This window comes from Candidatus Symbiopectobacterium sp. NZEC151 (assembly GCF_025962655.1).
Lineage (GTDB): Bacteria > Pseudomonadota > Gammaproteobacteria > Enterobacterales > Enterobacteriaceae > Symbiopectobacterium.
Genome location: NZ_JAGFPE010000001.1, coordinates 899,409 through 922,972, shown reverse-complemented (window position 1 = coordinate 922,972; position 23,564 = coordinate 899,409). Strand labels below are relative to the sequence as shown.

General features: G+C 48.7%; 21 protein-coding genes, 1 pseudogene and 1 other annotated feature. Of the genes and pseudogenes, 13 read left to right on the top strand and 9 right to left on the bottom strand.

From position 1 onward, the window contains the following. The first annotated feature begins 483 nt into the window (after window positions 1-483). Complete coding sequence (locus tag J5067_RS04265; RefSeq protein ID WP_264642647.1) at window positions 484-768, top strand: YciN family protein; 285 nt, start codon at window positions 484-486, stop codon at window positions 766-768. Window positions 769-819: 51 nt separating this feature from the next. Here the strand turns inward: J5067_RS04265 and sohB are convergent, their stop codons facing one another. Further along, entirely contained in the window at window positions 820-1,866 is a 1,047-nt protein-coding gene (gene sohB, locus J5067_RS04260; protein ID WP_264650502.1) for a protease SohB, read from the bottom strand. 315 nt (window positions 1,867-2,181) lie between these two features. Here sohB and J5067_RS04255 point away from each other — a divergent pair, with 315 nt between their 5' ends. Both J5067_RS04255 and cobO read left to right on the top strand, forming a co-directional pair. Next, window positions 2,182-2,943, top strand: coding sequence for a YciK family oxidoreductase (locus tag J5067_RS04255; RefSeq protein WP_264650501.1), 762 nt, complete (start codon window positions 2,182-2,184; stop codon window positions 2,941-2,943). 13 nt (window positions 2,944-2,956) lie between these two features. Continuing rightward, entirely contained in the window at window positions 2,957-3,547 is a 591-nt protein-coding gene (gene cobO / locus J5067_RS04250) for a cob(I)yrinic acid a,c-diamide adenosyltransferase (RefSeq protein ID WP_264642644.1), read from the top strand. Between the two features lie 72 nt (window positions 3,548-3,619). Here the strand turns inward: cobO and rluB are convergent, their stop codons facing one another. Continuing rightward, window positions 3,620-4,492: a 23S rRNA pseudouridine(2605) synthase RluB gene (gene rluB, locus J5067_RS04245; protein ID WP_264642643.1), complete on the bottom strand. Its 873-nt coding sequence runs from the start codon at window positions 4,490-4,492 to the stop codon at window positions 3,620-3,622. A gap of 113 nt (window positions 4,493-4,605) precedes the next feature. Between rluB and J5067_RS04240 the strand changes: the two genes are divergently transcribed. Then, window positions 4,606-6,267, top strand: coding sequence for a tyrosine-type recombinase/integrase (locus J5067_RS04240; RefSeq protein ID WP_264650500.1), 1,662 nt, complete (start codon window positions 4,606-4,608; stop codon window positions 6,265-6,267). Window positions 6,268-6,389: 122 nt separating this feature from the next. Here J5067_RS04240 and J5067_RS04235 read toward each other — a convergent pair whose 3' ends face one another. Continuing rightward, window positions 6,390-6,602, bottom strand: a complete 213-nt coding sequence (locus J5067_RS04235) for a hypothetical protein (protein WP_264627648.1) — start codon at window positions 6,600-6,602, stop codon at window positions 6,390-6,392. Window positions 6,603-6,791: 189 nt separating this feature from the next. Here J5067_RS04235 and J5067_RS04230 point away from each other — a divergent pair, with 189 nt between their 5' ends. From J5067_RS04230 to J5067_RS04210, 5 genes are all read left to right on the top strand, one after another. Then, window positions 6,792-7,034, top strand: coding sequence for a hypothetical protein (locus J5067_RS04230; RefSeq protein ID WP_264627647.1), 243 nt, complete (start codon window positions 6,792-6,794; stop codon window positions 7,032-7,034). A gap of 12 nt (window positions 7,035-7,046) precedes the next feature. Further along, window positions 7,047-7,661: a hypothetical protein gene (locus J5067_RS04225; protein WP_264650499.1), complete on the top strand. Its 615-nt coding sequence runs from the start codon at window positions 7,047-7,049 to the stop codon at window positions 7,659-7,661. A 334-nt stretch (window positions 7,662-7,995) separates the two neighbouring features. Then, window positions 7,996-8,565, top strand: coding sequence for a recombinase family protein (locus J5067_RS04220; RefSeq protein WP_264627645.1), 570 nt, complete (start codon window positions 7,996-7,998; stop codon window positions 8,563-8,565). Between the two features lie 145 nt (window positions 8,566-8,710). Further along, window positions 8,711-9,853, top strand: a complete 1,143-nt coding sequence (locus tag J5067_RS04215; RefSeq protein ID WP_264627644.1) for an SIR2 family protein — start codon at window positions 8,711-8,713, stop codon at window positions 9,851-9,853. Window position 9,854: 1 nt separating this feature from the next. Continuing rightward, a complete protein-coding gene (locus tag J5067_RS04210; protein ID WP_264650498.1) occupies window positions 9,855-11,597 on the top strand; it encodes an ATP-binding protein in 1,743 nt (580 codons plus the stop codon). A gap of 501 nt (window positions 11,598-12,098) precedes the next feature. Here the strand turns inward: J5067_RS04210 and J5067_RS04205 are convergent. From J5067_RS04205 to J5067_RS04195, 4 genes are all read right to left on the bottom strand, one after another. Then, entirely contained in the window at window positions 12,099-12,818 is a 720-nt protein-coding gene (locus tag J5067_RS04205; RefSeq protein WP_264650497.1) for an inovirus Gp2 family protein, read from the bottom strand. A gap of 274 nt (window positions 12,819-13,092) precedes the next feature. Further along, window positions 13,093-13,380, bottom strand: coding sequence for a helix-turn-helix domain-containing protein (locus J5067_RS23265; protein ID WP_369076095.1), 288 nt, complete (start codon window positions 13,378-13,380; stop codon window positions 13,093-13,095). Between the two features lie 306 nt (window positions 13,381-13,686). Continuing rightward, on the bottom strand, window positions 13,687-14,463 hold the full coding sequence (locus J5067_RS04200) for a hypothetical protein (protein WP_264627941.1): 777 nt from the start codon (window positions 14,461-14,463) through the stop codon (window positions 13,687-13,689). A 345-nt stretch (window positions 14,464-14,808) separates the two neighbouring features. Next, entirely contained in the window at window positions 14,809-15,531 is a 723-nt protein-coding gene (locus J5067_RS04195; RefSeq protein WP_264628478.1) for an HNH endonuclease, read from the bottom strand. 504 nt (window positions 15,532-16,035) lie between these two features. On the opposite strand from J5067_RS04195, the gene J5067_RS04190 reads away from it, so the two are divergent. Beyond that, window positions 16,036-16,881 carry an N-acetyltransferase gene (locus J5067_RS04190; RefSeq protein WP_264628544.1) on the top strand — a complete coding sequence of 282 codons (846 nt, stop codon included), beginning with the start codon at window positions 16,036-16,038 and terminating at the stop codon, window positions 16,879-16,881. Window positions 16,882-16,915: 34 nt separating this feature from the next. On the opposite strand, the gene J5067_RS04185 is transcribed toward J5067_RS04190, so the two are convergent. Together J5067_RS04185 and J5067_RS04180 are read right to left on the bottom strand one after the other, a co-directional pair. Next, window positions 16,916-17,536 carry an L-threonylcarbamoyladenylate synthase gene (locus J5067_RS04185; RefSeq protein WP_264642641.1) on the bottom strand — a complete coding sequence of 207 codons (621 nt, stop codon included), beginning with the start codon at window positions 17,534-17,536 and terminating at the stop codon, window positions 16,916-16,918. A 22-nt stretch (window positions 17,537-17,558) separates the two neighbouring features. Continuing rightward, window positions 17,559-18,482 carry a PHP domain-containing protein gene (locus J5067_RS04180; protein ID WP_264650496.1) on the bottom strand — a complete coding sequence of 308 codons (924 nt, stop codon included), beginning with the start codon at window positions 18,480-18,482 and terminating at the stop codon, window positions 17,559-17,561. A gap of 249 nt (window positions 18,483-18,731) precedes the next feature. Continuing rightward, window positions 18,732-18,835: a sequence feature (Trp leader region), on the top strand. A 66-nt stretch (window positions 18,836-18,901) separates the two neighbouring features. Between J5067_RS04180 and J5067_RS04175 the strand changes: the two genes are divergently transcribed. The 3 genes and pseudogenes from J5067_RS04175 (at window position 18,902) to trpCF (ending at window position 23,553) form a co-directional block, all read left to right on the top strand. Further along, window positions 18,902-20,488, top strand: coding sequence for an anthranilate synthase component 1 (locus J5067_RS04175; protein ID WP_264650495.1), 1,587 nt, complete (start codon window positions 18,902-18,904; stop codon window positions 20,486-20,488). Then, a pseudogene (gene trpD, locus J5067_RS04170) lies at window positions 20,488-22,169 on the top strand (anthranilate phosphoribosyltransferase). Before J5067_RS04175 ends, trpD begins: the two are co-directional and overlap by 1 nt. Window positions 22,170-22,176: 7 nt before the next feature. Beyond that, a complete protein-coding gene (gene trpCF / locus J5067_RS04165; RefSeq protein WP_264650494.1) occupies window positions 22,177-23,553 on the top strand; it encodes a bifunctional indole-3-glycerol-phosphate synthase TrpC/phosphoribosylanthranilate isomerase TrpF in 1,377 nt (458 codons plus the stop codon). Window positions 23,554-23,564 lie beyond the last annotated feature (11 nt).

Genomic DNA, 23,564 nt, shown 5'->3' with positions numbered 1-23,564 from the left:
AACGTGTTGTTGAGGGCGTCTGCTCCCTTTTTCAAGGGGCATATACGTCATTTATTCTCTACCGCTACGCCTGTTGGCGTACTTCCAGCTTCACTGGGTGGAGATTCAAGAGTACGTAACGGTCAATAAACCATTCCATAACCACATGACCATCCACGTTTTTTTGCTGTAATGACGGTTAACTGCCCGCGGTGCCGCCTAACGCTGCTGCGACACCGTAAAGAATTTTTTCCGCTTAACGATACAAAATCCCACACTCTACCTGATAAATGCCGCCACGCAACCTAATTAGCATGGAAACGCGGTTTTCGCCAACCTCTGCTGCTCATCGTTATCGGCTGAAAACGGCGTAGTCTTCAGAAAAATTACGTCGTCATATCAATCTGTTTTCACAGGCTCTGCGAAAAAAGCGCAAAAAAGCACAAGCGAATGCCGCCGGGGTAGCGTTAGAATAGCGTCATGAGTTTCAGTAGGAGTAACACCATGTCAGACAATGAGACTATTGCCGCAGAGCACAGCGCCACAGAGAAGGTTAACATCGATCGCCAGACGCTGTTGGAAGAAGCTAACCGTTTGATTCAGAACCATGATGACTATCTGCACGGCATGATTGCCACCGACGTCAATCAGAAGAGCGGCGTGCTGGTGTTTAAAGGGGATTATTTCCTGGATGACAACGGCCTGCCGACATTAAAAACCACGGCGGTGTTTAACATGTTCAAGCATTTGGCGCATGAATTGTCAGAGAAGTATCAACTGATCGACTAAGCGGGATATCCCTGTACGCGGTGTATTTTGCCGCGCACAGGGTTAAACGCCTCAAACAAACGGATGGCTGCCCCGCTGCCACCAACGCAGCAGCAGACGTTCGGCGGATTCACCCGCGTTTCCCATGATTTTGTCCAACAGGCGCTTGCGCCGCGTATAACGCACGCTCAGCACTTCATGCGTGGTTATTTCCTGGATCAGCAAATCGTCGCTGGTGCCAATCGCATCGACCAGTCCCAACGTTTGTGCCTGCGTGCCAAACCAATGTTCGCCCGTGGCGGTTTTATCGATGTCCAGCGAGGGCCGCATCTCTTTGACAAACTGTTTGAACAGGCCGTGAGTGACGTTCAGCTCTTCACGGAATTTTTCACGCCCCTGCTCCGTATTCTCACCAAACAGCGTTAACGTGCGCTTATATTCACCGGCAGTGTGCAATTCGACATCAATATCATTGTTTTTCAGCAACCGATTGAAGTTGGGGATCTGAGCGACCACGCCAATAGAACCGATGATGGCAAACGGCGCCGCAACAATGCGGTCGGCCACGCACGCCATCATGTATCCGCCGCTGGCAGCCACCTTGTCCACCGCAACGGTCAACCGAATGCCGCCGTCACGCAGACGCTGTAACTGAGAAGCGGCCAACCCGTAGCCGTGCACCACGCCGCCGGGGCTTTCCAGACGCAACAGCACTTCATCCTGCGGCGTCGCCACCGCCAGCACCGCCGAGACTTCTTCACGCAGTGCCGAGACTTCACCGGCGTCCATGCTGCCGTTAAAATCCAATACGTAAAGACGTGGTTTTAGCACTTTCTCATCGCCGCGTTTGGCGCGCAGTTTCTCTTCTTTCGCGGCAGCCTTGTCTTCTTTTTTCTTACGCTTGGCGACCAGTTTGCGTTCCGCATCACTCATGCAGGTGTCGCGCATTTCATTTTGCATTTCGCGATACTGTTCGCCCAGGTTCATCACCTGCAACTCCCCTTTGCGCGGGCGTTTTCGCTGCGTGACACCAAAGGTCAACACCACCAGTGCGCCAATGGCCAGCACTATCGTGACTACTTTTGCCAGAAATAAGCCGTACTGAGAAAGCAATTCCACAAATACCGTCCCTCGTTTACTGAGTCATATCATGACGCCGCCGATGTTAACCTGCGCAGTCGCCTGCGACACACCACACCATCATACCGCTCGTCTTACGCCACTCCACGGTTTTCATCAAACCAGCGCGAGAGCAAAAAGACAGCCTAACGTATGGCGTGAAATATGGCGATGTTATTCATGGGTTTTTTACACCTGTTGCTGTTTTTTACCGCAGCGGCCCAAGAATGCGCCCGACGCGCATTGAATTCACCGTCGCATTGAGGCATAACTGCCGTTACGTCCTATGGTTTGCGGCGTATAGAGGAAAGCACCGTGCATTATCAACCCATGAATGATCTTCTCAAACACCGCCTTATTCTGGTCACCGGCGCGGGCGATGGCATCGGCCGCGAAGCCGCGCTCACTTACGCGCGCCACGGAGCCCGGCCGATCCTGCTGGGTCGCACCGAACATAAATTACAGGATGTACAAGCAGAAATCCTGCGTGAAACCGGGACACCATCACTGATTGTGCCCTGCGATTTATTGACAGTCACCGCCGAGACATGCGCTGCGCTGGCGGCTGACCTGGAAAAACAGATACCGCACCTTGACGGCGTACTGCATAACGCGGGGTTGCTCGGGGATATCGCACCGATCGCCGGACAGGATCCGACGAACTGGCATCAGGTGATACAAGTTAACGTGAATGCGACGTTTATGCTGACGCAGGCGCTATTACCCCTGTTGCTAAAAGCCGCCAGCCCCTCTCTGGTGTTCACCAGTTCCAGCGTGGGTCGCGTCGGTCGCGCTGAATGGGGAGCCTATGCGGTTTCCAAATTCGCCACCGAAGGGCTTATGCAGGTATTGGCCGATGAGTACCGCAACCAGCATTTGCGCGTTAACTGTATCAATCCGGGTGGCACGCGCACCGCAATGCGCGCCAGCGCGTTCCCGGATGAAGATCCCCAACGCCTCAAAACCCCGGCCGAGATTATGCCGCTCTACCTTTATTTAATGGGTGATGACAGCAAACGCAAAACCGGCATGAGTTTCGACGCACAGCCGGGCAGAAAGCCCGGCCCAGCCGTATAAGGGAGCCCTGACCATGGATAACGATCGCCACAAGCAGCGCCAGCAAAAACTGAAACAACGGGTCGACGAACGCATCGCGGCGGCCAACGACGTGCGCGGCATCCTGATGGTGTTTACCGGTAACGGCAAAGGAAAAACTACGGCGGCGTTTGGCACCGCGACACGCGCGGTAGGCCACGGCCTGCGCGTCGGCGTGATTCAATTTATCAAAGGTGAATGGCCCAACGGCGAGCGCAACCTGCTCGCCCAGCACGGCGTTGAGTTTCAGGTGATGGCAACCGGATTTACCTGGGACACACAGGATCGCACCGGTGATACGCTGGCAGCACAAGCCGTCTGGCAGCACGGCAAACGTATGTTGGCCGATGCTTCGCTCGATGTGGTGATCCTCGACGAACTGACCTACATGGTGAGCTACGACTATCTGGCGCTGGAAGACGTGGTGACCGCACTGCAACAGCGACCGGCCCATCAGAGCGTCATTATTACCGGGCGCGGCTGCCACCGCGAGTTGCTGGAATTGGCGGATACGGTAACGGAAATGCGACCGACAAAGCATGCATTTGATGCGGGCATAAAGGCCCAACAAGGGATTGATTGGTAAGCAGATTGGACTGATGTCACGGGGTGTGGCGACGACACACCCCGCGTAAAACCGACTACCTTAACATCGCGCTTAGCCGTTACGCTTTGGCGCACTGCGCCGCGCTGGACCGGCCTGGCCGTGGCGTTTTACCGCACGACGAATTTGATTCGCTTTCACCCGACGACGCTCGCGCTCAACCGGCAGCTTGCTGGTGGTTTCAGCCGGTAATTGCACCAGTTCGCGCAGGTAGTTAAGTTGCTCGAGCGGCATTTCTGTCCAGCCACCGCGCGGCAACCCTTTTGGTAAGGGAATATCGCCATAGCGCACACGAATCAGGCGGCTTACCTGCACGCCAACCGCTTCCCACAGACGACGCACTTCACGGTTACGCCCTTCTGTCAGCGTGACGTTATACCACTGGTTTAATCCTTCGCCGCCGCTGTACTTCAGGGTGCAGAACGATGCAGGACCGTCATCAAGCTGTACGCCTTTGGTCAGCAGCTTGAGTTTATCCTCATCCACTTCACCAAACACCCGCACCGCATATTCACGTTCTACTTCATGGCTGGGGTGCATCAAGCGGTTTGCCAATTCGCCGTCGGTAGTGAACAGCAACAGGCCGGAGGTATTCACATCCAGACGCCCTACCGCCACCCAGCGCGAACCGCGCATTTTCGGCAAGCGATCGAACACCGTCGGGCGGCCATCGGGATCGCTCCGGGTGCAAAGCTCACCTTCCGGTTTGTAATAGATCAGTACACGACAGACCGCTTCTTCGGTTTCTTTAACGGAAACCACATGACCATCGATACGAATGCGGGTTGCCTTGGTCACTTCGACGCGGTCACCCAGCGTCGCAATTTTGCCGTCCACGCTCACACGGCCTGCCTGGATAATACCTTCAATCTCGCGGCGTGAGCCGTGGCCAGCGCGCGCCAGCACTTTTTGTAACTTTTCGCTCATTGAGCAGCCTCAGAGTGTCGCCTTCACAGGCGTCTGGTATACTTTCAAAAACAACGAGTTAGCACCAATAATAACTTAACTCACTGATATATAACTATTTCATGGTACACAGCATGGCAAACAATATGTCACACAAGCTGCCACACACAATGATTCGTGGGCGCACATTCTACACTAACTTTAGACTAAATGATTCAACAAGTTTTGTACGTCTGACTCTCGGCACTGATAGCCGAAAGCAAGCAGAAGTGATCATGAATCAGCTCCGCCCTTTCATTCCCCTTGTGCAGAATGGAACTATGAGCCTCGAAGAGTTCAAACACAAAATGCAAGGCTACCGCGCCGCCACAAAACAAGACTTTGATGAATATCTTTTGAATTGGCTAAAAGGTGGCATTGAAGAGGCTAAACGGTTACCAGAATTAGGCCGATATCACAAACAGATTACAGGTGAACCTTTATCGCCCCTAGACACGGCAAAAGAGGCGCGGGGCTACGCAAGCCACCATTTGAGTAATATGTACAATGGCGACAATTTTTCCGCCAGAATGATTACTGCAGCACTCAGAATGAAGAGGTTAACGGTTAATGAATCCGACCTTGAACAGATTCACCATATTGCCAGCCAGATAGATATGAATCAGGCCCTTATGTCACAGGCTTATGAAGCATTCTATTCTGGTGATTTGCCACGATACCAGCAGATCATTGATTCGATGGGGTCAGCTTTACAAAATGCAGTCTCGCCAGTTAACCCGACGCCAGTAGAGCAAAATATGACGACAATTGCCGAGACTGAAACAGCGCACGGCCCAAGATTGTTGGAAGCGTGGCATGACTTCAGAAAGGATAAAGGTCAAAAGTGGCGTAAGCAGACAGCAAACGAGAATCAGCGCTTCTTTGATGTCCTCTACCATGTTGTTGGTAATATTCCCGTCGATAAAATCTCTAAACAACATATAAGGGAAGCTCTCAAGGTTGCGGAAAATTTGCCTACTAGGACTAGACTGCCCTACTCCAGAATGAGTCTTGCTGATTGCATCGAATATGACGTTCCCGAAGATGACCTCATCGCCAGTGAGCACGTCCACAAGCATTTAAAGCTCTGGCGCTCGCTGTTTAAAACATATCTTGTAGATCAGAAGGATATTCTGACCAAATCTCCTACTGATCAGATTAGTTGCGAGGTGAAACCCAACCGGGGTGGAAACTACAACGCCAGCGAACTGAACCGGATCAAAGAGCGTCTTTTAGCCCTACCAGATAGTGATTATCGGAAATGGTATTTCCTTACACTGGTTTATACAGGTGCTCGGCGTGGTGAGATATCGGAGATCCGTAAGAATCACATACGAAAAGATGAGGAAACCGGGCGCTGGTATATCTTTATTGACACAGGGAAGACCGAACACGCCAGACGACAGGTTCCAATTCATAGAATTATAGAAGCAGGGCTTTTGGCCTGTGTGGAAAACCTAAAAGATTCCGATCCTGTCTTTGGCAATCTTCCAAACTACACGACTACTACGGAAGACTGGATAAGCTTGATGGATGAATTAGGCATTCCCCACTACAACGAGTATGGCCTCAAACGTAGAGTGCACTCGTTACGTCATACATTCATAAGCAATGCAATAGCTACCGTTGGTAATTCATCGCTTGTTCAGTTTGTCGTAGGTCATAGTAGAACTCAATCACTAGGCATCACAGCAAGATATACACATACACCACCCTTGAAGGATTTACTTCGTGTGGTTGATTTAACAAATCAGTAATGCTAACCCTGTGCATTATTAACACATTGATAATACATTATATCTATATTTCAATAACATATATAGAAAATGTACACAATCAGCATACACCTAACCCCGCCTGTATGGGGGTTTTTGGTTGGTTATTTTTCATTCTCAGCGGTATTGAAAGTCATAGTATGCGGGCAGGACTGAGAGCGCGTCACCAGTGTAAACAAGTAAATGCTGTTTTCGTAAAAGCACAACCGCTTTTCGCCCTGCAACTCCTGTTCGTCAGAATTGCTCATGGTGATCCGCCCAGCCTCGGCGGCAAACGTCGTTAGTAACCCACACATCACAAATATATGGCCTTTCATCTTACCCCCCTCCTGTACCGAACGTTCGCTTACACTTCAGCAACCTGTGTAGAATTTCACCCAATCATTATAATAACCATATTGATCAGTTTTAACGATCGATAGTATATTAATGATCGATTTTACTAATTAATAAATTTTGTGTGTATGCCGATTATTTCTTAACCATTTCAGCGATGGAGACTGATTTTGAAAAAGATTCTTATAGTAGCTCTGGGATTAAGTGCATGTAGTGCGTTCGCAGACGATGGCTCACCTGAGTTAAAGGCAGAAAGTCAGGCTGTGATACAGCAGGCTGGTTATCGATGTAACAAGGTGAATGGCGTCTATCCCGCAGCTTTTGGAGGTTCGGTCACGGTCTTCTGTGATGACTTGTACAAGTACATTATTAAAGATAAAGGTGGTCGCTATGTTGTTGAACTTGATGATTAAGGAAAGATTATCATGGCAATGAAAATGTGCAGGGAGTGCGGGCACGCGGTTTCATCTGGTGCAAAGATATGTCCCAATTGCGGCGTTAAAAAACCCTATGAGTCTCCTGTGCGTGGTTTTATCTTTATTGCCATTGTGGTCTTTGCTGTCATTAAAGGTTGTAGCAGCAGCTCTGACAAATCATCTGCGCCCCAAGCAGCAGCTGCACCGACAAGCACCACCTTCGCAGCAACGAGCGTAGCTAAGGTTAAAGCCGCAGCACCAGCAAACATGGCAGCGGCAAGTACAAAGCCGTTCTCTGATATGCAGGTTTGCCGAAGCGCAATCGCCGGGATGTTTGGGCGTGATTTGAATAGTGTCAAAGCAGAGAAAACGAATACAGCAGGCGTATTCACTCTTTCTTACCGTAGACAATCTGATGGTCAACGTTTTTCTTATGATTGCAAGCTTTCTGATGCAAATGTGATATGGAAAGAAACGGGGCAAAGTTCCAACCGCTGGAATGGTTCAGGCACCGTTGAGTTCAATGTAGTATTTTCTGTTAATGGCAGTGCGTTGACCATAACCGAGCTTCACGCTGGCTCCGATGTTGTAACGTACAAGTACACAATGAAAGACTTTCGCTAAATCCCACTTAGAGGTAGTACTTTTGCTACCTCACTTTACTCTCCTAACATCCGCATAAAGCACCTTCATTAAATCGATGTTTCATAATTCAAATATCGTCAAATTTGGATTGCATGATCAAGCAGGTTATTTCTATCTCGAAGGGGGCTACTGGATGTTTGGCAAATATCAGCATAGTGGTTTCGAGATGGTAGTCAGAGCGGTATCAACAATCGAACGTTTTATGACACCAGTGTACATCCCCCAGAACTAGTATCAAAAAATTAGGGTATTGACATAAAGATACCAAAGATTGATTATGATACCGTATATTGATACCAACTGAGGGGATGTTATGAGCCGTACTTTTGCCTATTGTCGCGTTTCCACCAGCGAGCAGACGACAGAAAACCAAATCATGGCGATCCGTCAGGCTGGCTATGAGGTAATTGACAGCCGTGTTGTATCGGAAGTTGTTTCCGGTGGTGTACTGGCAATGCAACGTAAATCCTTCGCCGATATGGTCAATCATAAACTGGAAGCTGGGGATCGATTGGTTGTGTTAAAACTCGACCGCCTTGGTCGCGATAATATTGATGTACAGCAGACTATCGCAATGTTGGTTGAGCGTAATATTGATGTGGTATCTTTGGATTTGCCTGTGAGGAACCTTGCCAGTGCAGAAGGTAAGTTGATGCTGCAAATGTTCTCAGCCTTTGCGGAGTTCGAGAAATCACGCATTGTAGAACGCACCAAAGAGGGCTTAATGAGGGCGAAGAGAGAAGGAAGGCAATTAGGTCGCCCCGCTGCTACAGGCACCTTCAAACGAGTACAGGAGGCCAGAGCGCAAGGCTTGAGCCAAGCTAAAGCAGCTGTCGCGTTAGGGGTGGGTATAGCAACCATTAAGCGCCATTGGAATATCTAAATCGGTTTTTGTTAAATTTTCATCATTTTTCTAAATAAGAAAAGTCAATTAAGTGGGGTTTGCACTAAGTTAAAACTAATCAGGCGATTCAAAAATGCTTTAGAACATTCAACTCTTGATTATGTAAAGGTAGCAGGGAGAGAGTATGGCATTTGATATTAGTATTTTTGAAAAAAAAGAATTCAGAAGTGCTTTAAATAAGCTTGAGGAGCTGCTTTCACATTCAAAATCTGTATTGCTTGGAGCAGGAGCCAGCGCTTGTGCGGGATTACCTTTAACTAATCAGCTTACTGCCAAAGCACTAGAAAGCGATAAACTATCTGCGGATTCAAAGCAGATATTGAATGTTATCCAATCTTCTTTTGCTGATGCAAATCCAGCCTCACACATCGAAGACTACTTAAGTGAATTAGTTGATTGGTTAGCTATTACTTCTCGCCGTGCTAACCGTGGTGTTGATACGAGTAACGTAAAAATCGGGAATGTAGAGTATAGTAATGACCAATTGTTGAAAGTTATTGATGAAATCAAATTGGCGATTTTTGAAGTTATCAACATAGACATAGATTCTGAAATTCATGAGCGATTTGTGAAAGCACTTCATCGACCTATGAGGCCAGGAAAAGATAACCATTCGGGAACTATCGATTATCTAGTGATGAATTACGATACATTAATTGAAGATTCTCTAGCATTGTCCGAATTGCGTTATGCTGATGGTCTAGAAGGTGGCGTGTCAGGGTGGTGGTCTCCTTCTACGTTTGAGCAAAAAGGATTAGAAGCACGAGTATTAAAGCTGCATGGTTCAATAAATTGGGTTGAACATCCTTTATCATCTACGCCTTTACGCATTGCCCCGCATCTTAAGCATAGTAGAAATCAATCATCGAAAATTATGATTTGGCCTGCATCAACAAAATATCGAGAAACTCAGCTCGATCCATATGCAAATCTGATGCAAAGAGCTCGACTTGTTTTAAACCCTAGAAATGGTAATCAACGTGTTTTATTAATTATCGGATATAGCTTTGGCGATGCACATATCAATTTAGAGATTGATAAAGGGTTAAAATCGTCCCATGGTAATTTGACCATAATTGTTTTCACAAGTGATGCAAACCCCACGGGTGTGTTAAAGGCTTGGCATGAAGATAATGCTATCAGTGAGCAAGTACTTATTTTTGCTGATAAAGGATTTTTCCATGCAGATACTACTATTGAATCGCCCCACAGTATTCAATGGTGGAGATTTGAATATCTGACACAGATTCTTGAAGGCGGAGTTTGATATGGATAGTAAGTATACAAAACCAATCGAAAATTTGGCTATTGGTAAGATTATAGAGGTAGATGGTTCACGTATAATTGCAGAACTTGATCCTTCCATTTCCGAATTATCCAGAGTTTTTGCAGGGGAGAACTACCCCATTGGTCAGTTTGGCTCCATTATTAAAGTTCACTTTGGTCGTCGTACGATTTATGGATTGGTTAGTCGTTTACGTATGAAATCGGATTATCAGCTTGAAAAAGGGATACCGGTTGTTGGTTCGGATGAGAGAATTATTGAAGCTGAACTATTTGGTGAAGGCGAATGGAGATTAAAGGCTGAAAGCGAGTTTACACTTGAATTTGAACGAGGTGTTGCTACTTACCCTTTGCCGCAGCAAACAATTTATCTTACACCGAAATTAGAGCTTAGGTTTATATATGGTGATGCCAAAGGTGTTGTAATACAGCTTGGCGAGCATGTCGGCTCTGGTGGCGCTCCATGCTATGCCGACCTTAATGAGTTGCTAGGGAAACATACTGCAATCTTAGGCTCAACTGGCTCAGGTAAATCAGGTACAGTAGCGGCGGTGATCCACAGCATTCTTGAACGTGGTGAGATTGCTCAGCATACGCACTGGCATCCGCAAGTTATCATTCTCGATCCACATAATGAGTACGGCAAAGCATTTCCTAAGCATCAACGGTTATCTACAGATGAAGGGACGCTAAAATTACCTTACTGGCTACTTGATCTAGAAGAATCGTTAAGTTTGTTCATAGGTAAAACAGAGTTCGCTGCTACATCTCAATCTAATATCATTAAGAATGCTTTAATTTATGTACGTGAACAAACAGCTGAGAGACTTGGTTTGGATAAAAGTCAATTAACTGTTGATTCGCCAGTTCCGTATATTTTAGGTAGTGCTGAAGGGTTAGACCATTTTGGTTGCAAAGGTGGCGTATTATATGAGGAAGGCCTAATTGGTGCAATAAATATACAACGACCAGATGGTAAGGATAAAAACAAGCATGAGGACTTTAGTAAAGTCGTTCGCAAGATCGATTCGTTGTTAAAAGATGGACGGCTTAAATTTATGATGAATGGTTGGGATGGAGAGCAAGATCCTTTACCAATTGTCGTTAATCAATTTTTGACTCAAAATACAACTGTACAGATAGTTGATCTCTCTGGCGTTCCAAATGAAGTGGCTGGAGTTGCAAGCGCAGCAATAGCAAGAATTGTTTTTCAGCTTAAAGTTTGGCAGTCTGAAACAGAGCGTCAAAATAGCCCTGTATTATTAGTCTGTGAAGAGGCGCATCGATATGTTCCCAATCGTGGCGAAGCACAGTATGAAGCAGCGCAATCAGCTATTCGCCGGATTGCAAAAGAGGGTCGAAAATATGGCGTTGGCTTATTGCTAGTCTCGCAAAGACCCAGTGAAGTTGAAGCTACTGTTTTATCACAATGTAATTCATGGATTGTACTACGGATCACCAATGATGCAGATAGAGAACACGTCCGTAGTGTATTGCCAGATTCAATGTCCGGTTTAACAAAAATGCTTTCAGGCTTACGGCGGCAAGAGGCTATTTTCGTCGGTCAAGCCGCAACGTTGCCTACTAGGGTTATGATTCGTAATTTATTGGCAGAACAACTACCTCGGTCTAATGATGTAGATTTTGACAAGGGTTGGCAACAACAGGCCCTGACCTTGGAACAGATTAATTTGGTTGTTAAGAAATGGCGCTATCAAAGTAAATGATTAATCGGCGTTTACTTTTAAAAGCATCATGCCATTAGACGAACTAAAACTTAGGCCTCTTACAACTATACATTGGCACAGTAGATCGTTCTTTAGGCGGAAACCAACAGATTTCACACAGTGATTATTGGTTTCACGCCTATAACGTATTGAAAAAAACCTTATTTTATTTGTAGTAACCTATCAAATGGCTCTGATCTGAGCATTTTTGGTTTATGAAACTTATAGTTTTGTTGTACATTTTTATAATATTTATTTTTCGTGAATAGATCTGAGAAAACAATAAAGGGCTACTCCGATTAAAGCGGTAGCCCTACGGTTAATCCTTGAGCAAAATCGAGAATGATGTTCATAAATTTAAATCTAACTTAAGGTGATGGGAAAAGAACCCTGTTAAACATCCTGAGTGCGTCACTATAAGGTTTTTTTGATATGGGTAATGGGTTGGTACTGCTTATAGTGCAAATTTAGATACTGGCCTTCCTATGAAGGATTTGGAGACTACAATTTCTTATTTCTTAATTGTGATGTTGAATGTACACGGTCACCTTTACCAGTTTGATACTTTCCACGCACCTTTGCAAGGTATGATACCCAATATAACGGACCTTCAAGTGTTTCGGGCTTACCACGCTCAATAACATAACTTTTCGGATACCGTTCATCTTTGCCCAAAAGGTCCACCAGCGTGTGTTCTCCGCCAGTTAGCTGACTCCAGACATCCATAACTGCACCCCCAATCCCATATGTCGGGCCGCCTAATCTTTGAACCTGACGATGCGGAAGTGCAATCCAGCAATGGTAATGGTCTTGTTTTGCTCTCTCTTTCTCCCGTACCCAGCCGAATGCAAAATCGTTGATTGGACTTGTGACGCCCTCCGGTCTCTTGTATTTAGACTTGAGGCGTTCACGCAGTTTTTTGAATAGCTGACGCACCCACTTATTGCCAACTTCAACAGGACTACCACTAGGCAAGCGTAATTCAAAACAAGCGAAAAATACACGGCTATAGGTTGCCAGAATAGCTTCTAGTTCTGCGGCTATTGGGCAGAGGATATCTAACCTTACACCGGAAGGTTCTGTTGTATTGATTAAATATGCGTAGCCATTATGGTGGAAGCGATCACCGATAATAAGTGGATAACTACCGTAATCGTGTGTGATGGTTTTGTATGGAGTAATAATTGAATCAGTTGGTACTGGATATGACTTTTCTATCAAAGGCCCCCCTTCAGGTAGTTATATTAACCCACGTACATACACAAGCTAAACTACAAGTTATTACCATCAGACCACCGCAAAACAAACAAAAGGACATGACAAAAAGCCCCTTTAGAACTGAGGCGAGAGGTGCAGGGTATGATGGATTTTTTTCGAACAAAGTTTTTTTACATAAATATCCATTTCAAACCCTACACCAATACATCCAGATTTGCAAGCGCGAGTTTCCCCTGCCCTACTTATTGAGGAAGATTTAGCAGGAAAATGTTACCCACTACGTACAACAAACGGAACGGTATTCCTGATTGCAGCATGGACAAAAATTAGTCTTTCCCTTTACCAACAAAAACCAGCGGGATACCCCTGATCGGTCAATAATGTAATTGGCTAAACCAGCACAAGCCAATACTGAAAGATTGCGGTGTGTTGTTGACAGCGGGATGTCCAAGAGCTTTGAAAGTTCTGACGCTGTACAAGGAATAGAAGTTTGAGTGAGGTGGTACAAAATATCAATACGTGATGTTGTCAGTGTCAATCCTGCTGACTTCAGGATAGTCGCCATACGGTTAGGCTCATCCCTTAATGGGAGGTTAAACACAGGCAACATGAACTCTGTATGCAATATATACTCTCTTTGATTAAATTTAACTTGGAAAGTATTTTATCATAAAATTCTATAAATGAGAATAATCACCATCAAGTTCTTAAGTTAAACATTGGTATATAAAACGGTAATTTAATAGCACTTTTTATATCCCCAAACCAGAGCATGCACAATGATTCATGGTCGTACATACTATAAATTATTCAACTATTTTTGTGTACCTGAGTTTTTGTACTGAAAGTCGGCCACACCAGTATGAAATAATCATTTATGTTCACTTGCGGAAGTAAGCAAATCAATAAAAATTTCTGAAAAAAGTGCATCTTTAAAAATATCAATCTTAAAGATCTTCTGATGACTACCCATAGTCAACTGTGATTTTAACCTTATTTTAATGACATCATGGTAATCTTTAGAAGCAGAGAAAACATAGAATATAGCAAACCCTTCCACAATAAAATACCATATTACACTGTCTGTTTCATCATTTTTTAAAAAGGCAAAGTTGCTAAGAATAGATTTAATAACATGATCAGGAATGTTATTAGTAGTGTCTATCAATCTGAACACACAAATACGGATGAAGTTGTCCACCTTCAAATGGCTAAGTTTATTGATCCTCACCTGTTTGTTTTTAATGCAATATCTCATCAAGTCATCGAGCTCAGGTACACCATTCACTGTTGAATAATGAACGCTTTTAGAGACGGACGCTCGCCATAGTATGCTTAGCAAGAAAAGATAAAATCGCTTGTAATCGAATGAGTTGATGATTATATGGTCAGAGTTTTTACGTATATTATGATGATTTCTCAACAACCTTGTTCCATATGATTCGAACTCATGGCTAATAAACTGCTCACATGCGAAGCATAACAATGGCTCTTTCGGATCAACATTTTCTCGTTTTGGTTTGCTTCCTTTCTGACATGTAATCAACTGTGAATCATTTTTCTTTAAACGTTTGAAATAACTTCTGGGTATGCTATGAGATTCCTGAAGTTCTTTCTCTTCGAGACATAACTTACAGATTCCTTTCATAAGCCCTCACGTTACCAGTCATATAGAAAGAAAAGTTATATTGTGTGATTGGGAAAAATAGAAAAAATGGGCTAGAACAATCATATAGTTTGATTGCCTTAAACATTCTATTATTATAAACATCAAGGAGGGATATTATTTCCACTTTAACGCCAATCAATACATTTAGTTTAATATCCTTAGTCTGTTCTTCATTTCCTCTCTGCTGGTGTCTACCTTCGATCATCGTCCCCCACAATGTGAATATACCGCCGATTATAGTGCTAATTAAGCCAGATATCAAATCAATCCCCATAGAATCCTCAGGATATTTGCTCTACTCATATTATCACAAACCGGTATTCTTTATTTATTAATTGATACTAACGCCAAAACCCCATAATGTACCTGTCGGTGACAGTTCGGACATAACGCAATAGCATTTTCCACAGAATCATCGCCTCCATTAGAAAGCCACTCAATGTGATGAACCTCAAGAAATGGTGTGCCATCTTCTTTCAGGAAAGGAGCATCACGCTTACAGCTTTGACACTTGCCATTAGCCCTTAAAAGAACTTCGGCAACTACATACGGGCTTCGCTTATAAACTCGTGTTGTTACCACGATTAGCTCGGGAGTTTTACTCTCCGTTTTTAAAATCTCTTTGCGTTCTGATGAGGAAAGTTTTGACGCAGCATCAACAGCTTTTTCAAACTCAGATTTCACTTTGCGGTAACACCATTTGCCTTGTTGATCTTGGTACAACTCCCAAACACCATGAACAGAGGGTTGATAAACTTCAAAAACGTTTCCACGTTTGAATAATCGATCATACTGATGGTATCGATGATTGGTATCATCTGTTCTTCTTGCAACTTTATTACAATCCCAATGACTTCGATTGCAATTTACGGTGTTAATCACAAGATTTGAGCGCGTATTGTCGCGATAGTGAGGATACATTCTTCTAAGAAAAGAATCGACCTGCTTTATAGTTGCAGCCCCACCTAACTCCTCTACCACCTGAACAGTAGTGATTCTTATCGGCTGATTACCGTACTTGAAAGCACGGTTTGTTCCTGTTGTCATCGTCGGCCCAATCTGAAACTAATATTAAACTCAGGCTAACCAGAGTGCAGAAAATGTGCAACTGACAAATTTTGGACAACATGCAGAGCCGTCAGGTGGAAATGTAAAATGGAAGGGGAAATGTGTACATACAGGATGAGTGTTAAGATGTGACTAATGGCTGTCACACAAGGTGGTAACAGTCATTAACTGGAAGTATTTAACTTATTGATTATAAATATTTTAATATTTCACTTGCACGCCTTCACAGGCGTCGGATAAAACAATGAGTTAACGTCACTTTCCGTCTAACTCACTGATGAGTATCTGTTTAGCAGAGGAATTCGGGCAATGCCTTCCTCTGTTTATCGCCACATCGCCGTACCCGTAGCACGAGTGGCCGATCATTCTACATGAATTTTAGGTCAAAAAGCGCATCTTGTTTGAGTACAACGCTATATCGGCCGATAATCCTGTTTCCAGGGAACCGTATACGCTATCGCCGACACAACAGGTTAAACGCCCATGACATCAATTTCACCGCTGGTCTGCCGGGATGCCACGCACTACGACAGCCATCAGCTCGCCGCCATATTGACCGAGTGCTTCACGGATTATGTGATCCCTTTTACCCTCGATGGCCCAACGTTTGCCACGCGCTTTAACGCAGAGGGTCTGTCATTGACCGAGAGCCGTATCTGGAGCGCCAACAATAACCCGGTGGCGCTGGCAATCATGGTGCGTCGCGGCTCGCGTTGCCGTTTGGCTGCCTTTGCCATTCATCCGCGCTGGCGTCGTGGCGGGTTGGGAACAGCGATGTTAGGGCGATTGCTGGATGAAGCGCGTCAACGGGGCGACAGCGCCCTGTGGCTCGAAGTGATTAGCAACAATGTGGCTGGCATTGCCTTGTATGACAGGATGGGATTTACGCGCCAGGACACCCTGTGCGGCTTTATTGCCCCTCTACCGGATGAAACAACAAACACAGCCGCACCATTAACACGTTGCGATCCGGTCAGCGTTATCGGCAGCATGATCGCCGCGCCTGATAACGCGTTACCCTGGATGCTCGATCCGTTGGGGACGGTCGCACTGCCGGCACAGGCATATCGCTCGGGCAATGACGCCTATGCCATTGTTGCCACCGCGTTTACCAAACCCCAGCTGCGGGCGCTTTATGTCACGCCCACCGCCCGTCGACAAGGTCATGCACGACGGTTGCTGCAAGCGCTGGCCGTACTGCATCAGGGCATTTCTACCCCTGTCGCGGTACCGCAGGCGTTGACCCCGTTATTTTTGCAGGCTGGCTGGGAACAGCACCCGATTACCCAATTTACCCTGTGCCACGCACTGTCAGAAACGGAAAACTAAGCGCATGGCGGCAGTGCAATCTTATCCGCGTATCTCACTGAAACGGTGAGATATCACCGGTGCCTTCACGCACCACCACCGGTGCGGAGTCGGTCAAATCAATCACCGTTGTGGGTTTTTGTCCGAGAAATCCACCGTGGATAATTAAATCCACCCGTTTGCCCAGGTGATCCTGAATCTCTTCCGGATCGGACTCCGCAAAATCATTGCCCGGCAACATCAATGTGGTCGACATCAGCGGCTCATTCAGCGCTTCCAGCAACGCCAGCGCTATCTCGTTAGAAGGCACACGCAGACCGATGGTTTTACGTTTTTCACTCATCAACCGACGCGGCACCTCTTTAGTGGCTTTTAAAATAAAGGTGTAATTACCGGGCGTATTGTTTTTAATCAGGCGAAACGCCGCATTATCCACATAGGCATAGGTCGATATTTCAGAAAGATCGCGACACACGATGGTGAAGTTGTGGTTGCTGTCCAGATGGCGAATTTGGCAAATGCGCTCCATGGCATTCTTCTCGCCCAACATGCATCCCAGTGCGTAACCGGAATCGGTGGGATAGACCAGCACACCACCTTTACGCAGCACATCGACGGATTGATTGATCAACCGGGTCTGCGGGTTTTGTGGATGAATATAAAAAAACTGACTCATGATACGTCCTTAAACATCGAATTTAGCGCGACGCGTCGCATCCGTCGCGGTGCAGCGCTTCTGCGCTCACAGGCAGTACTGCCAGCGAGGGATGTTGCCACACCGGCGTCACGCCGCCGGGCAACCAGAGCTTGCGACCCAACTCGATCCAGGCGCAGGGCCGGTGAAAATCAGAGCCCTGCGAGGCATAGAGCTGAAAATCCTGCGCATAGCGCGCCAGTTGAGTGCGTTCGTCCGGCGCTTGTTGGCATTGGGCCACTTCCATCGCATCCCCGCTTGCTGCCACAAAACTGGCCAGCACCCGCTTTAGCCATTTGGGCGACAAATCATAGCGCCCAGGATGCGCCAATACCGCTACACCGCCCGCATGATGAATAACATCAACGGCTTCTGTTATTGTACACCACTGCGGCGGGACATATCCGGTTTTCCCTTTTGCCAGATAGGATTTGAACACCTGCCCCACATTGCTGGCTTTGCCCTGTTCCACCAGAAAACGGGCAAAATGACCCCGGGTGATTTCGCCCTCTCCGGCCAGGCGCTGCGCCCCTTCCAGTGCGCCCGGAATACGCGCCTTTTCCAAACGCTCACTGATCGCCTGCGCGCGCTGCCAGCGGCGGCGCTTTTGCTGTTCAAGCAAGTCTGTCAGCGCGGCGTGTTCAGGGTCGATGCCGAGACCGACGATATGAATCTCATGGTTTTCCCACAGCGTGGAGATCTCAACCCCAGGCACCAGCCGCAACGGCAGATTCAATGCGGCTATCGCCTGCTGCGCAGCGGCCAGCCCGCCCACGGTGTCGTGATCGGTAATCGCCAGCACGCCAACGCGCATCTCGACGGCACGTTGCACCAGTTCGCCGGGCGACAGTTCTCCATCCGAAGCGGTAGTGTGGCTGTGCAAATCAAACAGCGGACTGGGAGACAGAGCAACGGAAAGTTCGGACACACAGGCACCTATGGTTGTTAATGCGGCTCAGGGAATCTGAGGCGCGGGACATCATGCCATTAAACACCGCCGCAGGGGAACCACACGACGGCGGTGTGGTATCGATAAAATAAAATACGTTAACCCGTTGACAATGCGCTCATGAACTAGTTAACTAGTACGCAAGTTCAGCGAATAAATGGAAATGTGATAATGGCAACGCACTCTCTCGCAATGGTAAACAGCAGCCCGCGCGGCAGCTTCAAAACCGCTGGTTGGTGGCGCTCTTCCCTGTGGCGGGTGGAGTATTAACGCATAGCTGTTATCACAACATGCAAAATCTCTAAACCCGCTTAATTGGCGGGTTTTTTTTATGACTTACTGCTGTGCGATGACGTGAAACCGACATAAACGGGCAGCAGACAACCAGAGTAGCGACGATGCAAACATCAGCAACGATATCTTCATCCACCGATAAGCCGCAGCTTGAACTGCTGCGCATCGAAGCCGCTTATCGCGATAATCCGAGCGCGGTTTTCCATCAGCTGTGCGGTGCCCGACCGGCGACGCTGCTGCTGGAATCCGCGGAAATTGACAGTAAACAGGATCTGAAAAGCCTGTTGATCATTGATAGTGCATTGCGGATCACCGCACTGGGGCAGCAAGTCTCCATTCAGGCATTGACCGCTAACGGCGCGACGCTGCTGCCATTGCTCGACCAGCTATTACCGGCAGATATCGATGTCGCCGTGCGCCCCAACGGTCGTGAGTTAACCTTCCCCGCCGTTGATACCCTGCAAGACGAAGATGCACGTCTGCGTTCGCTGTCAGTTTTTGATGCGTTGCGTCTGCTGCAAACGCTGGTCACCAGCCCCGCCGATGAGCGGGAAGCGATGTTCTTCGGTGGCCTGTTCGCTTACGATTTGGTTGCCGGGTTCGAAGCATTACCGCCGCTCAGCCAACAGCAACGCTGCCCGGATTACTGCTTTTATCTGGCAGAAACCTTGTTGATCCTCGATCACCAACAGCGCGTCACGCATTTACAGGCCAGTCTGTTCACGCCCGATGCCGCCGAACGTCAGCGTCTGCAACACCGTCTGGCACAGTTAGGGCACCAGTTGCAGCAGCCAGCACCCGCGCTGCCGCGCCAGACGCTGACCGATATGACGCTCAGTTGTAACCAGAGCGATGAAGAATACGGTGACGTGGTACGTCAAATGCAGGAAGCGATTCGCATCGGTGAAATCTTCCAGGTGGTGCCGTCACGCCGTTTCTCACTGCCGTGCCCATCGCCGCTGGCCGCGTACCAGACGCTGAAAGAGAACAATCCCAGCCCCTATATGTTCTTTATGCAGGATCAAGACTTCACCTTGTTTGGCGCGTCGCCTGAAAGCTCGCTGAAATACGACGCGGATTCTCGCCAGATTGAAATCTACCCGATTGCCGGTACGCGCCCACGCGGCCGTCGCGCGGATGGTTCACTGGATCGCGATCTCGACAGCCGCATCGAGCTGGAAATGCGTACTGACCATAAAGAGCTGGCTGAGCACCTGATGCTGGTCGATCTGGCGCGTAACGATCTGGCACGTATCTGTGAAGCAGGCAGTCGCTACGTGGCCGACCTCACCAAGGTCGATCGTTATTCATTCGTGATGCATCTGGTTTCCCGCGTTGTCGGTACGCTGCGTAAGGATTTGGACGTGCTGCACGCCTACCGCGCCTGCATGAACATGGGCACGCTGAGCGGTGCGCCGAAAGTGCGCGCCATGCAACTGATTGCCGACAGTGAAAAAACACGGCGCGGCAGCTACGGCGGCGCCGTGGGCTATTTCACGGCTCACGGCGATTTGGACACCTGCATCGTCATCCGCTCTGCCTATGTTGAAGACGGTATCGCTACCGTGCAGGCCGGTGCGGGCGTGGTGCTCGATTCACAACCGCAGGCGGAAGCCGACGAAACTCGTAATAAAGCGCGCGCGGTGCTTCGCGCCATTGCCACGGCTCACCATGCCAAGGAGATCTTCTGATGGCCGATATCCTGTTGCTCGATAACATTGATTCCTTTACCTACAACCTGGTGGATCAGTTGCGCGCCAGCGGCCACAACGTGGTGATTTACCGTAATCAGGTACCGGTGGACACCCTCATTGCCCGCTTGAAAACACTGGAAAATCCGGTGCTGATGCTCTCGCCCGGCCCCGGCACCCCGGCACAGGCAGGCTGCATGCCTGCGCTGTTAACCCAACTGCGCGGTCGTTTGCCGATTATTGGCGTCTGTCTCGGGCATCAGGCGATTGTTGAAGCCTATGGCGGTCACGTGGGTCAAGCCGGTGAGATCCTGCACGGTAAAGCCTCGGCCATTGAGCACGACGGCCAGGCGATGTTTCAGGGATTACCTAACCCACTGCCGGTCGCGCGTTACCACTCGCTGGTAGGCAGTCAGGTGCCTGATGAACTCACGGTCAATGCCCATTTTAACGGCATGGTGATGGCAGTGCGTCACGACGCCGATCGCGTCTGCGGCTTCCAGTTTCACCCCGAATCTATCCTGACCACTCACGGTGCCCGTCTGCTGGAGCAGACGCTGGCGTGGGCGCTGGCATAAGCCTTATCGCGACCCACAACAAAAATCATTACCGAATTTAAGGATATGTTATGCACGCATCTGTGAATACGCTGGCCGCGGCACCTATCGACGCCACACTGGAAAAACAAGCCATTCTGGAGAAACTGTTTGGCGCTCAGGCCATCTCGCGCGCGGAGAGTCAGGCGCTGTTCAGCGCGATTGTGCACGGTGAGTTGGAGCCCGCGCAGTTGGCAGCCGCACTGATCAGCATGAAGGTTCGCGGTGAACACCCGGAAGAGATCGCCGGTGCGGCTGCGGCCTTACTGGCTGATGCGCAACCTTTTCCGCGTCCCGACTATCTGTTTGCCGATATCGTCGGCACCGGCGGCGATGGCACCAACAGTATCAATATCTCTACGGCCAGCGCGTTCGTGGCCGCTGGCTGTGGCGTGAAGGTTGCCAAGCACGGTAATCGCAGCGTCTCCAGCCGTTCCGGCTCATCCGATCTGCTGTCCGCGTTCGGCATTAAACTGGATATGGCACCCGAACAATCGCGTCAGGCGCTGGACGATCTCGGCGTCTGCTTTTTGTTTGCACCGCAGTACCACACCGGATTCCGCCATGCGATGCCGGTACGTCAGTTGTTGAAAACGCGCACGCTGTTTAACGTGCTGGGCCCGCTGATTAACCCGGCACGCCCGCCGCTGGCGTTGATTGGGGTTTACAGCCCGCATCTGGTGACACCCATCGCCGAAACGCTGCGCGTGCTCGGCTATCAACGCGCAGCCGTGGTGCACGGCGGCGGTATGGATGAAGTCGCGCTGCACGCCCCTACACAGGTGGCGGAATTACGTGATGGCAAGGTGGAAACCTATGAATTGACCCACCGCGATTTTGGTCTGGAAAGCGCCTCGCTTTCTGCACTCCAGGGCGGGCTGCCCGAAGAAAACCGTGATATTCTGGCGCGTCTGTTACAAGGCAAAGGCGAACGCGCGCACGGTAATGCCGTGGCCGCCAACGTCGCATTATTGCTGCGTCTGTTCGGGCAAGAAGATTTGCGCCAGAACGCGCAGCAGGCATTGGATGTTATTCACAGCGGGCAGGCCTATCAGCGCGTGACAGCGCTCGCCGCCAGAGGGTAAAGGTGCTATGCAAGAGTCAGAACTGAACAAGACCGTATTGGGTAACATCGTTAAAGATAAAGTGAGTTGGATTGTTGCGCGCCAGCAAGCACAGCCGTTATCCAGCTTTCAAGCGGATCTTGTTCCCAGCCAGCGCGATTTTTATGCGGCGCTCAAACATAAAAAGCCCGCGTTTATTCTGGAATGCAAAAAGGCATCGCCTTCCAAGGGGCTGATTCGCGAAGATTTTGATCCGGTGGCCATTGCCCGCGTCTACAGCGATTACGCCTCCGCTATCTCAGTACTGACCGATGAGAAATATTTTCAGGGCAGTTTTGATTTTCTACCGCGCATCAGCGCTGTCGTCAGACAGCCGGTGCTGTGCAAGGATTTCATCATCTCGGAATACCAGATTTATCTGGCGCGCCATTATCAGGCCGATGCCATTCTGCTGATGCTGTCGGTGCTTGACGATCATGAGTACCGCGAACTGGCTCAGGTGGCGCACAGCCTGAAAATGGGCGTATTGACAGAAGTGAGTAACGAGGCCGAGCTGGAACGGGCTATCGCGCTCAAGGCTCGCGTGGTCGGTATCAACAATCGCGATTTGCGCGATCTGTCTATCGACCTCGACCGCACGCGCACGCTGGCCCCGCGCTTGCCCAAAAATGTTACGGTAATCAGTGAATCCGGCATTCATAACGCCGCACAAATCCGCGAGCTCAGCGCCTATGCCAACGGTTTTCTGGTTGGCAGTTCGCTGATGTCAGAGCCCAATCTGTCGTTAGCGGTGCGCCGCCTGATCCTGGGTGAGAATAAGGTGTGTGGGCTCACACGTGCCATGGACGCCGCGGCGGCGTACAACGCCGGTGCAGTGTATGGCGGGTTGATCTTTGTGCCCTCCTCTCCACGCTATGTGACACCGGCGTTCGCACCGACGGTGATGTCCGGTGCACCGTTGCGCTACGTTGGCGTATTTCGTAACGCGCCTGCCGCAGAGATTGCACAGACCGCCCGACAACTGGGGTTGTTCGCCGTGCAACTACACGGCAATGAAAATCAGACCGCCATTGATGATCTGCGCGCGCTGCTGCCCGCCACCTGCCAGATCTGGAAAGCGCTCAGCGTTGAAAAAAGACTGCCCAAACGCGATTTTGCCGGTGTGAATCGCTACCTGTTCGATAACGGACAAGGCGGCAGCGGCGAGCGTTTTGACTGGAATTTATTGCATGAGGCCGATCTGAGTAACGTGCTGTTGGCCGGTGGCGTGAATGTATTCAATAGCGCTAAAGCCGCACAGCTCGGCTGTGCCGGACTGGATGTTAACTCAGGTGTCGAAAGCGAACCCGGGATCAAAGACGCGGTGAAAATCCATGCCGCCTTTGCCCCGCTCTACCCGCAATAATCGCCGGACAG